The organism is Qipengyuania sp. L-5Y, assembly GCF_056859455.1.
In genome coordinates, this window is record NZ_JBSXOM010000032.1 from 128,188 (window position 1) to 141,255 (window position 13,068).

The window sequence follows — 13,068 nt, forward strand, 5'->3', positions numbered from 1 at the left end:
GGAAACCGGACCCGATGAACGACGACGATCGAAATGCCATTCTTGCCGCGCCGCAACTGCGTCTTGTCGGTAGTGTCGACGAGGCCATGTATGCCGAATTCCGCGATCAGCTGAGCGCGGCACCGACAGAAGGTCTGCTCGTGATTGCGCTGACGACCTTGGGCGGAAATCCGGAGATCGCGAGAACGATGGCCGACGACGTTCGCCTCCTCCGCAATGCGGGTCGGACGATCTACTTCCTCGGAAAATCCGCTGTCTATTCGGCGGGCGCGACATTCATGGCCGGATTTCCCGTAGAATGCCGCTACATGACCGAAGATTCCTCGCTCCTTCTGCACGAGCGCCAGATTGCGAAGACGATCCAGCTGAACGGGCCGCTGAAAAGCTGCATTGCGCAGCTCAAAGCAGCGTTGAACGAAATCGAACATTCGATCGCCATCGAGGAACAGGGTTTCCGCGCGATCGTGGACGGGGCCGACGTCGAGTTCGAGGAGGTCCGCGACAAGGCGCCGGACAATTGGTACATCGGATGCAAGGAAGCCGCGGAGCGCGGCCTTATTGCGGGTGTGATCTGACAGGCCACCATGTCATGCTGACGGCATGATCCGTCGATTCGCCCTCGCCGCCGCCGCTCTACTGGTTACGTCTCCGGTTTTCGCCCAAAGCGAGCCGGAGGTAGAAAGCCGTGAGTATGCCACGCAACTCGTCCTGATCGAGACCACGATGGGCGATGTCACGGTATCGATCGAGACCGAGCGAGCGCCGGTCACCGCGGCAAACTTTCTCCGCTATGTCGACGAGGATCGGTTCGCCGGCACGCATTTCTACCGCGCAATGCACCTCGATTGGGGTGCCCCCCAACGGCTTGTTGCAGGGAGGCACGCAGATGGACCCTGATCGAGTCCTTGATCCGATCGCACATGAGCCGACCAGCCAGACGGGACTGAGCCACACGAATGGCGCACTATCGATGGCGCGCTACGATCCCGGGACGGCCACGGGCGACTTCTCGATCATGATAAAGGACCAGACGGGTCTCGATGCCGATCCCACCTCATCCGATCCCAATCTTCAGCTGGGCTTCGCCGTCTTCGGTTATGTCGTGGACGGTATGGATGTCGTGCAGGCGATCCATGAGTTGCCGCCCGACCCAGAAAAGGGAGAGGGCTGGATGAAGGGGCAATTGTTGGCAGAGCCTGTCGAAATCGTGGATATGCGCCGCGTAGAAGCCACCCAGCCCGACTAGCACACCTCAGCGGTGTTTAGCGGAGGCGGCCCCGGAGGGACTCGGGCGGGATGCATGTAGAATGGGTCCGACTCAAGTTCGTGGCTGTCGCCGTAAGCTTCGGCCAGGACCGCATAGAGCTGCGGATCGTAATCGGCCAGATCGCGAGCGTTCAGTATCCGGCGTCCATCGAAGGCCTGGAGACGGTTCGAATTGAACCAGAACTGCGTTCCTTCCGCCCAATATTCCTGCATCGTCGTGGTGGTGTACTCCTCAAACCACAGGTCGTTTGCCAAGGCATTTGCGTAGGCTTCCGTGACCCTTTCATAAAGGCCCGGATCTGCACCCTCGATCGCGAACAGCACATTGTGGGCAAATTCGTGAACGAAGATCGTCTCCCCCCAATACCGGCTTATCGGCAGGCCCAAGACGTCCTCTTCGGACCCGACCATGCGTTCGCCCCCGATCCCGCGGGCCCGTTCGTCCCAATATTCCCGATCGGTCTTCGAACCAATCCGTTCATCGTAATGCTTCAGTTCGCATCGGGTCAGGCGCGGGTCGTCACGGGCCGGCTTGGTCCAGGCCGCATTTTCCGGCAAATCAAGCAGCGCTTCGTCGCGGGAAATGAGCGCGATGCGATAATCGTTGGAAACGAGCCATGCCGCGAGATCGGGCCGGTGAGCGAGCATGCCGCGGACCATGTCGCGTGCCGCGAAAAGTGCCGCATCCGGGACACGGGCGGAGGAGAGGATAGGTATGCCCGCCGCGTCCACGTGCTTGCGGTAGAACGGATCCGCCGCAAGCCGCGCGGGCGGCGCGCCTGCGATCGTTGCGCAGGCCGTCAGCAGCGCCGCAGAAACGATAGTGGCGAGAAACCGCATTGCCACGCCTAATCGTCGGGACGTTCCTGAGACAGTCGGCTCATCAGAATGGCTGTGCGCTGTGCCTGCCGAATGATGGAGCGCAGTTCGATCGTCTCACCTTCCGCGTGGCTTCCGGTGCCGGCCGGTCCCATTCCCGCGAGCCCATCGGTGTAGGGTGCAACGAAGCTGATATCGGCGGCCCCGCGAAGCGAAGGGGGATAAGGTTGCATCGCTTCGCGACCCAAATCTGCGTTGATCAGATTGAGCTTGTCCAGCAACGCACGGTTACCTTCGGTCGGTGCCATCGGGGGATAGCGAAACTCGATGGCAATCTGCGCCTCGGTTCCGGGGAGGTGGTCGGCAACGATAGCACGCATTTTCTCGGCTACACGCTCGTTCTGTTCCTGCGTCAAAGCGCGCAGATCGCCGCGGGCTACCGCGGTCGAGGGAATGATGTTCGTCTTGCCGCTGGTGGTGGCAGAGAGGCCGTCTTCGGATAAATGCGCCGGCGTGCCGCCGGCCATAAAGCCTACATTGTAGGTCAGATCTTCCTCGGCCAGCTCCCTGCGAAACGTATCGAGAATACGGGCCATTTCATAAATCGCGCCATAGCCTGCGTACTCCGAGAATATCCCCGAACTGTGGCCGCTTCTCGCGCTGGTGGTCAGCGTCCAGCCACCGGATGATCGCCGCGCAATGACGCCCATGTCCTTGCCGTCGCGGATCGACAAGCCTTCAAAGCCGAGCGCTACATCAGACCATTTTCCCGCTTCGACCAGATCCTTGCGCGCCGCTTCAAGCGGTTCACCGGCATCTTCCTCGTCCCCTGTCAGCGCGACGACGACATTGGCATCGTCGAGCGTGCCGGCCTGTTTCATAGCGCGAAGAGCGGCAATGACTACGACGATCCCGCCCTTGTCGTCCAGAATGCCGGGGCCGACCGCAGTGTCACCCTCGCGAACGAAGCCGGTGAACGGAGAATCGGGCTCGAACACGGTATCCAGATGCCCGATAAGCAGCATCTTCGTGGTGCCAGCCGCACCCTCATGGCGCGCAAACAGATGCCCCGCTCGCCCATTGGCCGATTGGTCGATCCATTCGGTCGTGAAGCCAAGCGCTTCGAATTCCGGGATGAGCGCATCGGCAACCGCCTTCACCCCCGCATGATTATGCGAACCCGAATTGATCAAGGTTATCTTTTCGAGCAGCGCCACATCGCTTTCGAACCCGTCCTCGACGGTTGCAACGATAGCTTGCTCTGCGGGCTGGAGTTGCGCGGCAGCGGGGGCGGCGGCGAACGCCGCGACACCCGCGGCGAATGCCACCACCCTCGCTCGCATCAATAAACCCGCTTTTTTGGTTCGATATATTTCACGTCATCGGTCAGCGTATATTCGTGGACCGGACGGTAGTCGATCTTCACGCCGCCGCCGTTGCCGCCCCAGCCGTCGAACCAGGCAATGGTGTGCTTCATCCATTCGGCATCGTTGCGATCGGGGTAGTCTTCGTGAGCGTGCGCGCCGCGGCTTTCCTTGCGGTTCTCCGCACTCGCCATGGTCACGTTCGCCTGTGCCATGAGATTGTCGAGTTCGAGCGTTTCGATCAGATCGCTGTTCCAGATCAGCGAGCGGTCGAAGACCTTCACGTCTTCCATCCGCTTGTTGATCGCCGTCAGTTCCTCGACGCCTTCAGCCAGGAGCTTGCTGTCGCGGAAAACGGCCGCGTGGCGAGTCATCGACTTCTGCATATCCGAACGCAGCTTGGCGGTCGGGGTGCTGCCATCGGCATAACGGAAATGGTCGAGACGAGTCAGGGCGAGATCGGCACTGTCGTTCGGCAGTTCGTCGTGGCTGGTACCCGGCTTGATCAGTTCCTTCAGGCGATGGCCAGTAGCACGCCCAAAGACGACGAGATCGATCAGCGAGTTCGAGCCGAGCCGGTTGGCGCCGTGCACCGACACGCAGGCTGCTTCGCCCACTGCAAACAGACCGGGGACGATCTTCTCGGGATCGCTGGTATCGCCTGCCATTACTTCGCCGTGGAAGTTACAGGGAATGCCGCCCATGTTGTAATGGACGGTCGGCGTAACCGGCAGCGGTTCGCGGGTCAGATCGACACCGGCGAAGATCTTTCCGCTTTCGGTAATGCCAGGCAGGCGCTGGGCCAGGACGGTCGGATCGATATGGTCGAGATGGAGGAAAATGTGGTCCTTTTCCGGACCCACACCGCGGCCTTCACGCATTTCGAGCGCCATCGAACGGCTGACGACGTCGCGCGAGGCCAGATCCTTCGCGCTCGGGGCGTAGCGTTCCATGAAACGCTCGCCTTCGGAGTTGGTCAGATAACCGCCCTCCCCGCGTGCGCCTTCGGTGATCAGTACGCCGGCACCGTAAATCCCCGTGGGATGGAATTGTACGAATTCCATATCCTGCAAGGGCAAGCCAGCGCGAAGCACCATGCCGCCACCGTCACCGGTGCACGTGTGCGCGGAGGTCGCAGTAAAATAGCAGCGGCCATAACCACCCGTTGCCAAAACCACGGCTTTCGAACGGAAACGATGGATCGTCCCGTCGTCGAGGCACATGGCGATCACGCCGACGCAGACGCCATCTTTCATGATCAGGTCGAGCGCGAAATATTCGATGAAGAAATCCGCGTCGTACTTCAGGCTCTGCTGGTACAGCGCGTGCAACATGGCGTGACCGGTACGGTCTGCCGCGGCGCAGGTGCGCTGCACCGGAGGGCCTTCGCCCATGTTCTGCATGTGACCGCCGAAGGGGCGCTGGTAGATCGTGCCATCGTCGTTGCGGCTGAAGGGCACACCGGCGTGCTCCAGCTCGTAAACCGCCTGCGGTGCTTCGCGGACCATGTATTCGATCGCGTCCTGATCCCCGAGCCAGTCGGAACCCTTGACGGTATCGTACATGTGCCACTGCCAGTGGTCGGGCGTGTTGTTGCCCAGGCTGGCGGCGATGCCCCCTTGCGCGGCAACCGTGTGCGAACGCGTCGGGAAGACCTTGGTGATGTTCGCGGTCTTGAGGCCACTTTCGGCTGCACCCATGGTAGCGCGCAAGCCCGAACCGCCCGCGCCCACGACGACCACGTCATACGTGTGATCGGTGATCGGATATTCGCGTCCGTTGATGCTGAAAGTCTGATTGAAAGCCATCAGGCGGCTCCTCCAAGGGCGAGGCGTGCTATCGAAACAAGGCCGAACGCGCCGCCGCCGATGGTTGCAAGGTTGAGAAGGGCGAGGACGCCGAACTTGGTTCCGGCGTCGTGGACATAGTCTTCGATCAGCACCTGCAAGCCGATGCGTGCGTGCCAGAAGACCGAGATGATAAGCAGCGCCAGTGCCGTGGCGGGCAGCGTCTGCGATGCCCAGCCCGTGACAGTGGCGAAGCTGTAATTCGGCAGCAGCGCGAGACTGACCGCCAGAAACAGTGCGAGGACCAGATTGCCGATCGCGGTGAAGCGCTGCAGCAGCCAGTGATGCGCGCCTTCGTGTGCCGAGCCCAGCCCGCGCACGCGTCCGATGGAGGTTCCGTTACCCATGGGTCTTACCCTTTAACGAAGCAGAATGAGGGCCCAGAAGCCCGCCGTGAGAAGAATGCCGAGCAGCGGCGCGAGAATGGACCACGTCTTGTTCGTGTCGAGTTCGTAACCGGCACCAATGTCCATGACGAAATGGCGAAGGCCGCTCATCATGTGGGAAAAGAAAGCCCAGCTAAGGCCCACCAGCACGATCATACCCAATGGCGAGCCCATGACCGTCTGGAAGGTCGCGTACGCATCCGGTCCGGCTGCCATTGCGCCCAGCCACCAGAGCAGGACGGCCAAGCCGACCAGGGCGAGACCATCGCCGGTTACGCGATGGAGGATGGAGATCGCCATGTGCGGTCCCCATTTCCAGATTTGCAGATGTGGTGCGATCGGGCGGTTGGCCATCATTCTCGTCCGGTTGGATAATTTGAAGGCCTTCCCTTAGCGAAGCTGACGCGTGGCGCAAGGATGGCAATGCGGCTTTCCCTTCGATACAGCGGCGTAATGACTACCATCCTCCTTACAGGTTCCTCCCGCGGCATCGGCGCCGCTGCCAAGGCATCGCTCGAAGCACGCGGCGCGAAGGTTATCGGCCAGGCGACGTCGAGCAAGGCTGTCGACACCGTCCCTGCAGATTTCTGCGAGCCGGGTGCTCCGCACGAATTGTGGGAGGCCGCGCTCGCCAGGACTGGCGGCGAAATCGACGTCCTGATCAACAATGCTGGCCTTTTCGATCCGAACCCGCTTGATCGTTCGGACATCGAATGGCTCGACGCATGGGAGGACACCATGCGGATCAACCTGACCGCTTCGGCGCAGTTGAGCCGGTTTGCTGTCAAACACTGGCAGGAACGCGGCTTTCCCGGCCGCATCGTTCACGTCGCCAGCCGAGCGGGCCATCGCGGAGATTCGCCTGCTCACTGGCATTATGCTGCGAGCAAGGGGGGCATGCTGGCCATGCACAAGACCATCGCCCGCCAATATGCACATCAGGGCATCCTCAGCTTTGCCATCACACCCGGATTTACGGATACTTCAATGGCGGACGATTACCTCGAAAGCCGTGGCGGTGCCGGCCTTCTTGCCGATATTCCTCTTGGCCGAGTAGCCGAACCCGAAGAAATGGCGCGGATCATAACCTTTTGCGCGCTTGATGCTCCTGCGAGCATGACGGGAGCTACACTGGACGCCAACGGAGCCAGCTATGTTCGCTAGATTGCTACCAGCGCTGCTGCTTGCCGGATGTGCTGCGACCCCCACGCCCGATGCCGTGTCGATGCCAAGCCTGGCGGCGGCCAACCTCTCGGGCGCCTCGTTTTCCGAAAGCTGCGAGGACTGGGACGAGTGGGATAAGGCGGCCCCGCCCTTCCGAATTCTCGGCGATAGCTGGTACGTCGGCACTTGCGGGATTGCCGCAATCCTTGTTGCGAGCCCTCAAGGCCATGTTCTCATTGATAGCGGTACCGAGGCAGGTGGCGAACTGATCATCGCAAATCTGCGCCGGATCGGCGTGGATCCTGAAGATGTTCGGTACATCCTCGCCAGCCACGAACATTTTGATCATGTCGGTGGGCATGCAATTCTCGCCAAGGCGACCGGTGCGCAGATTATCGCCTCGCCCCTCGCAGGTCCGGTTCTCGAAAGCGGGATGGTTTCGGATGAGGACCCACAGGCGGATGCCGATCATCCGGCTATGGCGCCTGTGAAAGTCGCCCGCATCATCCAGGATGGAGAGACCCTCACGCTGGGCGACATTGCCATTACCGCCCACGCCACCCCGGGCCACACACCCGGAGCCATGAGTTACACCTGGACCGCCTGCGTTTCCGATGACGAGCCGCCCGCCTGTCGTCGCATAGCCTATGTCGATAGCCTTTCACCCGTATCGGCGGATAGTTACCGCTTCAGCGACCACCCGCAGACCATTGCCGCTTTCCGCACGAGTATTTCCAAAGTGTCTCAATTGCCTTGCGACGAATTGCTGACGCCCCATCCCTCGGCCAGCAGCCTGATCGAGAAATTACGCGACGGCACGCTCGGAGCGCCGGGTCAATGTCAGCGTTATGCTGCCGCTCTCACTTCCGCACTGGACAAGCGCCTCAGCAAGGAACGTGCGGGTGGCTGATAGCTGGAAGATCGTTGCGGAAGTTTCCAAGGATGTCGCCAGGGCGGCATTGGTCGCGCATGAAGATGCGATCGACTGGCCGCCTGAATGGATCGTCACCGGCATGGAAGTGGCAGATGATCGCCCTGAAGAATGGACGGTCGAGGTCTATCTGGAACATAAGCCGAAGAAGGCTGAGCTCAGACGCGTCGCCGCCTTGTTCGATAGCGATGCACCAACCCTGACGGTCGAGAAGGTGCCCGAAGCCGACTGGGTGACCGAAAGCCAGAAAGGCGTCGAGCCGATCCGCGCGGGCCGCTTCCACGTCCGCACGCCTGATCATCCCGCCGATGCGGGGATGGTGGATTTCGCCATTCCTGCCAGCCAGGCCTTCGGCACCGGGCAGCACCAGACCACCGCGGGCTGCCTCGCCATGCTCGACCTGATGAAGCGCGAAGGCGTGGTCGCCCGCAACCATGCCGATATCGGTACCGGCACAGGACTGCTGGCCTTCGCTGCCATGTATCTCTGGCCAGGCGGAACCGCCACCGCATCGGATATCGATCCGGTCTGCGCGGGCGTCGTGCGCGACAACATGGCGATGAACGGCATTGTCGAAGGCGACCGCGCAGGCGAGCTGATCATGGTCATCGCCGACGGAATGGACGACCCGCTGTTGAAGCTGCGGGGCCCGTACGACCTGTTCATTGCCAATATCCTTGCCGGACCGCTCGTCGAACTGGCGCCGTCCTTCGCTTCCGCCGTCACTCCAGGTGGCAATCTGCTGCTCGCAGGGTTGCTCGAAACGCAGGAAACACGCGTGCGGACCGCCTATCGCAAACTCGGATTTCGTCTTGGTCGCCGGTTGGTGAATGGTGACTGGTCGATCTTGTGGCTGCGCAAAAGTCGCCACCGGTGAAGCGCGCTGCGCGAGTTGGCGCGTGGGCACTGGCCGTGCTCATCACCCTGTTCGTGCTGTTTCTTCTGGCTGCATGGATCGGCAGCGCCATTCCACGAAATTCGGGCTGGACCGAACCCGATAGCGGTATCGAAATCATGATCGAAACCAACGGTGTTCACACCGCAATCGTCATGCCGCTCGTCACACCGCAAAAGGACTGGCGAGCGGATTTTCCAGCCGGCGATGTGGACGATTCCCAGCGCCCCTATACGCATGTCTCGGTGAGTTGGGGGGAACGCGAGGTATTCCTCAACACGCCGACCTGGGCCGACATCACCGTGTCCACCGCCATAGGGGCGATCATCAGCGGCGACAGTCTGCTGCATGTCGCCCATTATGTGCGCCCGGCTCCCGGCGCGGATCTGCGTCCGCTTGTTATTTCTCCAAGCCAATATGCCCGGCTCGTCGCCGCTGTCGAACGCCAGATCGTCCCACCGGACAAGCGCACTTTGTATCACGGGTATTTCGGGAATGACGTTTTTTACGACGCGCCCGGTACCTATCACCTCGGCAACACCTGCAACCAGTGGACCAGCGACACCTTGGCCACCGCCGGTATTCGCGTGGGCCTATGGACGCCGCTCGAAGGTGGCGTCATGAAATGGATACCCGAACCGTTGCAGGCCGGTTCGCGGTAGCAATCGGTTCAGGCAGTCCCGTCTTCTTCTGACATGCGCTTGTCCACATCTCGATCCATGGCGATTGTCGTATCGTAGTTCCCCACCGCGCGCACGACCTCCTGCATCATCGCCATGCGTTCCGGAATGGACACCCGCGTGCGGGCGATCATAACAGCAATGGCATAGGTCCGCCCGTCAGGCGATGTGAACAGCCCGATGTCGTTATATCCGGACTGCTCCCCGTCATAGACTTGACCCGTCCCGGTCTTGTGGCGGACGATCCAGTCTTGCGGTGCACCGGCCTTGAGGCGTTGAGGGCCGCTCTTCGTGCGCGACATCGTGGCCAGAAGCAGTGCGGTAGACGGGCCGGAAAGTAGTTTTCCCTCGTGCAGGCGGGCCAGCGCCTCCACGATGGCAACCGGCGGGGCACCATCGATCGGATCGGCAAGATAGGCCTCGAACGCATTGCTGCGCCTCTGGTCCGGCACTTGGTCGCGCGCATCGAAGAAAGCAGCTCCCTTCGAATAGGCTTGCGTCCACGTCAGCCCAGCAATGCCGCTCTGCTTCGTCCGTTCGTCGGTACCGAAACGGATGCTGGACAGTCCATGATCGTCGAGGAACTTCTGCACCACATCCGGCCCGCCGACGCGGCGCAGGGTGCGGTCGTTGGCCGTATTGTCACTATGGGTGATGGCCCGTTCGATCAGATCGGCATAATCGGTCGTAAAACTACCTCGCCGGCGAACGATGTCGCGGATCGGCTGGTGGAAGACGGTCAGGTCCGGGTCACGGATTTCGACCTTCTCGGTCAATTCGAGCTCCCCTGCATCGACCTCGCCGAGAGCAGTTAGCGTGACCCAGAGTTTGCTCACGCTCTGCTGAGGGAAAAGCTGAAGGCCGTTGAAATGAAGCGTCCTGCGTGCAGCAATGTCGCGCACGGCAATGCCTACATGGCCGGGAAATGTACCACCGATACGGCTGATTTCTCGGTCCAGCTCGCGCTGTTCAGGTGTCATCGGGGCCGGTTGGACCTCGTCTGCCGCCTGTTCGACCAGCGGATCGCCATCGACTTCCGGATGGCTACGCGGTGTCCACACCAGGATCAGCGCCAGTAGCATGACGGGAACGGCGAAGATGATAAACCGGAAAGATGCGCTCACCCCGGTTCAACGCAGTGCTGACAGCTTGTTCCTGAATCAGCGATTTAACGCTTCCTCCAGCGTTATCAGTGCCTCCGTGGCAAAAGCTTCCATGTTGGCGATCCTGTCGTCCCTTCCGGTTTCGGTTACCCGCGCGAACTCGAAACCATCCGGCCCCGCCACTGCGGAACAGCTCCTCCCGGCCGGCGCGCCGCTCGGGTGGTTCGATCCGCCGACCGAACCGCTTTCGGCCAAGCCCCACTCCGCTCTGAAATTGTCCCGAATGGCGCGCGCCTGAAGCAGCGCATAGTCCTCGCTCGCCCCGCGCATTCCGTCATAGGCATCACGCGGAAGATCGAAGAGCACGTCGCGCGCGCGAAAGGAATACACCACCCCGCCCCCGACGAAGAAATCGAGCGCCCCCGGAACGGTGAGTATCGACGCAGCGATCAACCCGCCTGTTGCGCCATCGGCGACCGCGATTTTCTCACCACGTTTGCGCAGCAGTCCGGCTATGCAGAGCACCCGCGGCTGGATAGCTGCCAGCACCTACTCGGCCGCCTTGACGATGTCGGCCCACGCCGCCTCGTCGATCACTTCGATACCAAGGTCAGCGGCCTTTTTGAGCTTACTTCCCGCGCCCGGGCCAGCCACGAGCAGGTCGGTCTTTGCACTGACCGATCCGCTGGCCTTGGCTCCGAGACGTTCGGCCTGTGCCTTTGCCTCATCCCGGCTCATGGTTTCCAGTTTCCCGGTAAAGACAACCGTCTTGCCGTTGACCGGACTATCCCGGGTTTCGACGACATAGCGAGGCGGCGTTACTTGCGAGAGCATATCGTCCCACACCGCCTTGTTATGATCTTCATGGAAGAAGTCGCCGAGCGCCTCGACAACCGCACTCCCGATACCATCGATGGAGACGAGCGAAGCCAGCGCATCCTCATCACCCGCATGAGCCTTCTCCGCCGTACTGCGCAGCGCGGGCAATTCGTGAAAGTTCTTCATCAGATCGCGCGCGGTCACCGACCCGACGTGGCGAATTCCCAGTCCAAACAACAGGCGCGCGGCATCTGGCTCCCTGCGGGCTTCCACAGAAGCCAACAGGTTGTCCACAGACCGCTCCTTCCAGCCTTCGAGCGCTAGAATATCGGCGCGGCGGTCCTTCAGCCGGAAGATGTCGGCCGGGCTTTCCAGCCAGCCAAGTGCAAAGAACTGATCGATCGTCTTTTCGCCCAGCCCGTCGATGTCGAGCGCCCCACGACTGACAAAGTGTTTCAATCTTTCCGTACGTTGCGCAGGACAGATAAGGCCGCCGGTGCAGCGCACGTCGACTTCACCTTCTTCCGCCACCGCCTCGCTGCCACACTCGGGGCAGCGGTTGGGAAATTTGAACGGTGTGCGCTTTTCGTCCCGGGTCAGATTATCCACAAGCTGTGGAATAACGTCTCCTGCACGCTGCACGACCACGCGGTCGCCGGGACGGACGCCCAGGCGCTCGATCTCGTCGCGATTGTGAAGCGTGACATTGGTAACCGTCACGCCGCCAACCAATACCGGTGCAAGACGCCCGACCGGTGTCAGCTTGCCCGTGCGTCCGACCTGGATATCGATGTTTTCCAGCGTGGTCTCCGCCCGTTCGGCAGGAAACTTATGCGCCAGCGCCCAGCGCGGGGCTTTCGCAACAAAGCCAAGCCGCTGCTGGTAATCTAGCCGGTCCACCTTGTAGACGACGCCATCGATTTCATACGGAAGTTCAGGTCGCGCTTCGCCGATGGCCTCATAACTGCCCAGTAGTCCTTGCGTATCCTCCACGCGACGAAACAGCGCAGATACCGGGAAACCCCATTCGCGTAACGCGTCGACCACTTGCTGTTGCGTCGCTCCCGGCACAGCGGACGCTGCGCCCCATCCATGCGCCCAGAACTTCAGCGGGCGCTTTGCCGTCACGGTAGCATCCTTTTGCCGTAGCGAGCCGGCCGCAGCATTCCGCGGGTTGGCGAAAAGCTTGCCGCCTGCTTCTTCCTGCACCGCATTGAGGGCAAGGAAATCGGCCTTCGCCATGTAGACTTCGCCCCGCACCTCGAAGACGTCGGGTACTTCGCCGGCAATCGATTGGGGAATGTCTGGAATGAAGGCCACATTGGGAGTCACATCTTCCCCCACCTGACCGTCGCCGCGGGTGGCCGCGCGAACCAGAACGCCTTTCTCATAACGGAGCGAGCATGACAGACCGTCGATCTTGTCCTCCGCCGTGAACGCCAGCGGCGCGTCGTCCGCAAGCGACAGGAATCGACGAACGCGCGCGACCCAGTCTTCAACCTCTTCAGCACTGAAGGCATTATCGAGGCTCATCATGCGAACCTCATGTTTTACTTTGGAAAGCGGCGAGGAAGCGATGGCATGGCCGACCTTTCGGCTCGGAGAATCCTCCCGCACCAACTGCGGAAATACTGCCTCCAGTTCGGCATTGCGCCGCACCAGCGCATCGTATTCCTGATCGGTTATCTCAGGCGCGTCCTCGGCATGGTAGAGGCGATCATGATGCGCAATCTGCTTGGCCAGCCGCATCAACTCGTTTGCGGCATCGGCCTCGGTGAGGTCTGGCGTCATCAG

General features: G+C 61.2%; 15 protein-coding genes. 7 read left to right on the forward strand and 8 right to left on the reverse strand.

What is annotated here, in order from left to right; translation table 11 throughout:
• The first annotated feature begins 14 nt into the window (after nt 1-14).
• From AC13F2_RS14240 to AC13F2_RS14250, 3 genes are read left to right on the forward strand one after another with little or no spacing between them, the layout of a single operon-like run.
• Nucleotides 15-575, forward strand: a complete 561-nt coding sequence (locus tag AC13F2_RS14240; protein WP_482965591.1) for a peptidase S14 — start codon at nt 15-17, stop codon at nt 573-575.
• Between the two features lie 25 nt (nt 576-600).
• Nucleotides 601-897 carry a peptidylprolyl isomerase gene (locus AC13F2_RS14245; RefSeq protein WP_482965592.1) on the forward strand — a complete coding sequence of 99 codons (297 nt, stop codon included), beginning with the start codon at nt 601-603 and terminating at the stop codon, nt 895-897.
• Nucleotides 887-1,246: a peptidylprolyl isomerase gene (locus AC13F2_RS14250; RefSeq protein WP_482965593.1), complete on the forward strand. Its 360-nt coding sequence runs from the start codon at nt 887-889 to the stop codon at nt 1,244-1,246. The genes AC13F2_RS14245 and AC13F2_RS14250 overlap by 11 nt, the downstream gene beginning before the upstream one ends.
• Here AC13F2_RS14250 and AC13F2_RS14255 read toward each other — a convergent pair.
• The 5 genes from AC13F2_RS14255 to sdhC are packed head-to-tail and all read right to left on the reverse strand — an operon-like array spanning nt 1,243 to nt 6,036.
• Entirely contained in the window at nt 1,243-2,106 is an 864-nt protein-coding gene (locus AC13F2_RS14255; RefSeq protein ID WP_482965594.1) for a glycoside hydrolase, read from the reverse strand. The genes AC13F2_RS14250 and AC13F2_RS14255 overlap by 4 nt on opposite strands.
• A gap of 8 nt (nt 2,107-2,114) precedes the next feature.
• Nucleotides 2,115-3,428: a M20/M25/M40 family metallo-hydrolase gene (locus AC13F2_RS14260; RefSeq protein WP_482965595.1), complete on the reverse strand. Its 1,314-nt coding sequence runs from the start codon at nt 3,426-3,428 to the stop codon at nt 2,115-2,117.
• Nucleotides 3,428-5,257, reverse strand: coding sequence for a succinate dehydrogenase flavoprotein subunit (gene sdhA / locus AC13F2_RS14265; RefSeq protein WP_196846001.1), 1,830 nt, complete (start codon nt 5,255-5,257; stop codon nt 3,428-3,430). Before sdhA ends, AC13F2_RS14260 begins: the two co-directional genes overlap by 1 nt.
• Nucleotides 5,257-5,643: a succinate dehydrogenase, hydrophobic membrane anchor protein gene (gene sdhD, locus AC13F2_RS14270; protein ID WP_103023683.1), complete on the reverse strand. Its 387-nt coding sequence runs from the start codon at nt 5,641-5,643 to the stop codon at nt 5,257-5,259. The genes sdhA and sdhD overlap by 1 nt, the downstream gene beginning before the upstream one ends.
• A 12-nt stretch (nt 5,644-5,655) precedes the next feature.
• A complete protein-coding gene (gene sdhC / locus AC13F2_RS14275; protein ID WP_482965596.1) occupies nt 5,656-6,036 on the reverse strand; it encodes a succinate dehydrogenase, cytochrome b556 subunit in 381 nt (126 codons plus the stop codon).
• 99 nt (nt 6,037-6,135) lie between these two features.
• Between sdhC and AC13F2_RS14280 the strand changes: the two genes are divergently transcribed.
• The 4 genes from AC13F2_RS14280 to AC13F2_RS14295 are packed head-to-tail and all read left to right on the forward strand — an operon-like array spanning nt 6,136 to nt 9,334.
• Entirely contained in the window at nt 6,136-6,846 is a 711-nt protein-coding gene (locus AC13F2_RS14280) for an SDR family NAD(P)-dependent oxidoreductase (protein ID WP_482965597.1), read from the forward strand.
• Entirely contained in the window at nt 6,836-7,756 is a 921-nt protein-coding gene (gene bla, locus AC13F2_RS14285; RefSeq protein WP_482965598.1) for a subclass B3 metallo-beta-lactamase, read from the forward strand. Before AC13F2_RS14280 ends, bla begins: the two co-directional genes overlap by 11 nt.
• Nucleotides 7,749-8,654, forward strand: coding sequence for a 50S ribosomal protein L11 methyltransferase (locus AC13F2_RS14290; protein ID WP_482965599.1), 906 nt, complete (start codon nt 7,749-7,751; stop codon nt 8,652-8,654). The genes bla and AC13F2_RS14290 overlap by 8 nt, the downstream gene beginning before the upstream one ends.
• On the forward strand, nt 8,651-9,334 hold the full coding sequence (locus tag AC13F2_RS14295) for a DUF2459 domain-containing protein (RefSeq protein WP_482970474.1): 684 nt from the start codon (nt 8,651-8,653) through the stop codon (nt 9,332-9,334). Before AC13F2_RS14290 ends, AC13F2_RS14295 begins: the two co-directional genes overlap by 4 nt.
• A gap of 8 nt (nt 9,335-9,342) precedes the next feature.
• On the opposite strand, the gene AC13F2_RS14300 is transcribed toward AC13F2_RS14295, so the two are convergent.
• The 3 genes from AC13F2_RS14300 to ligA are packed head-to-tail and all read right to left on the reverse strand — an operon-like array spanning nt 9,343 to nt 13,065.
• A complete protein-coding gene (locus tag AC13F2_RS14300) occupies nt 9,343-10,476 on the reverse strand; it encodes a serine hydrolase (protein ID WP_482965601.1) in 1,134 nt (377 codons plus the stop codon).
• Between the two features lie 36 nt (nt 10,477-10,512).
• Nucleotides 10,513-11,004 (reverse strand): CinA family protein, encoded by a 492-nt coding sequence (locus tag AC13F2_RS14305; protein ID WP_482965602.1) that lies wholly within the window; start codon nt 11,002-11,004, stop codon nt 10,513-10,515.
• Nucleotides 11,005-13,065 carry an NAD-dependent DNA ligase LigA gene (gene ligA, locus AC13F2_RS14310; RefSeq protein WP_482965603.1) on the reverse strand — a complete coding sequence of 687 codons (2,061 nt, stop codon included), beginning with the start codon at nt 13,063-13,065 and terminating at the stop codon, nt 11,005-11,007. It abuts the gene before it with no gap.
• Nucleotides 13,066-13,068: the final 3 nt, after the last annotated feature.

Excerpts from the sequence above, each read along its gene's own strand:
- AC13F2_RS14255 (WP_482965594.1), bottom strand. The coding sequence starts at position 2,106 with ATGCGGTTTCTCGCCACTATCGTTTCTGCGGCGCTGCTGACGGCCTGC.
- sdhD (WP_103023683.1), bottom strand. The coding sequence starts at position 5,643 with ATGGGTAACGGAACCTCCATCGGACGCGTGCGCGGGCTGGGCTCGGCA.
- AC13F2_RS14280 (WP_482965597.1), top strand. The coding sequence starts at position 6,136 with ATGACTACCATCCTCCTTACAGGTTCCTCCCGCGGCATCGGCGCCGCT.
- ligA (WP_482965603.1), bottom strand. The coding sequence starts at position 13,065 with ATGACGCCAGACCTCACCGAGGCCGATGCCGCAAACGAGTTGATGCGG.
- AC13F2_RS14250 (WP_482965593.1), top strand. The coding sequence starts at position 887 with ATGGACCCTGATCGAGTCCTTGATCCGATCGCACATGAGCCGACCAGC.
- sdhC (WP_482965596.1), bottom strand. The coding sequence starts at position 6,036 with ATGGCCAACCGCCCGATCGCACCACATCTGCAAATCTGGAAATGGGGA.
- AC13F2_RS14245 (WP_482965592.1), top strand. The coding sequence starts at position 601 with ATGATCCGTCGATTCGCCCTCGCCGCCGCCGCTCTACTGGTTACGTCT.
- sdhA (WP_196846001.1), bottom strand. The coding sequence starts at position 5,257 with ATGGCTTTCAATCAGACTTTCAGCATCAACGGACGCGAATATCCGATC.
- AC13F2_RS14240 (WP_482965591.1), top strand. The coding sequence starts at position 15 with ATGAACGACGACGATCGAAATGCCATTCTTGCCGCGCCGCAACTGCGT.
- AC13F2_RS14260 (WP_482965595.1), bottom strand. The coding sequence starts at position 3,428 with ATGCGAGCGAGGGTGGTGGCATTCGCCGCGGGTGTCGCGGCGTTCGCC.
- bla (WP_482965598.1), top strand. The coding sequence starts at position 6,836 with ATGTTCGCTAGATTGCTACCAGCGCTGCTGCTTGCCGGATGTGCTGCG.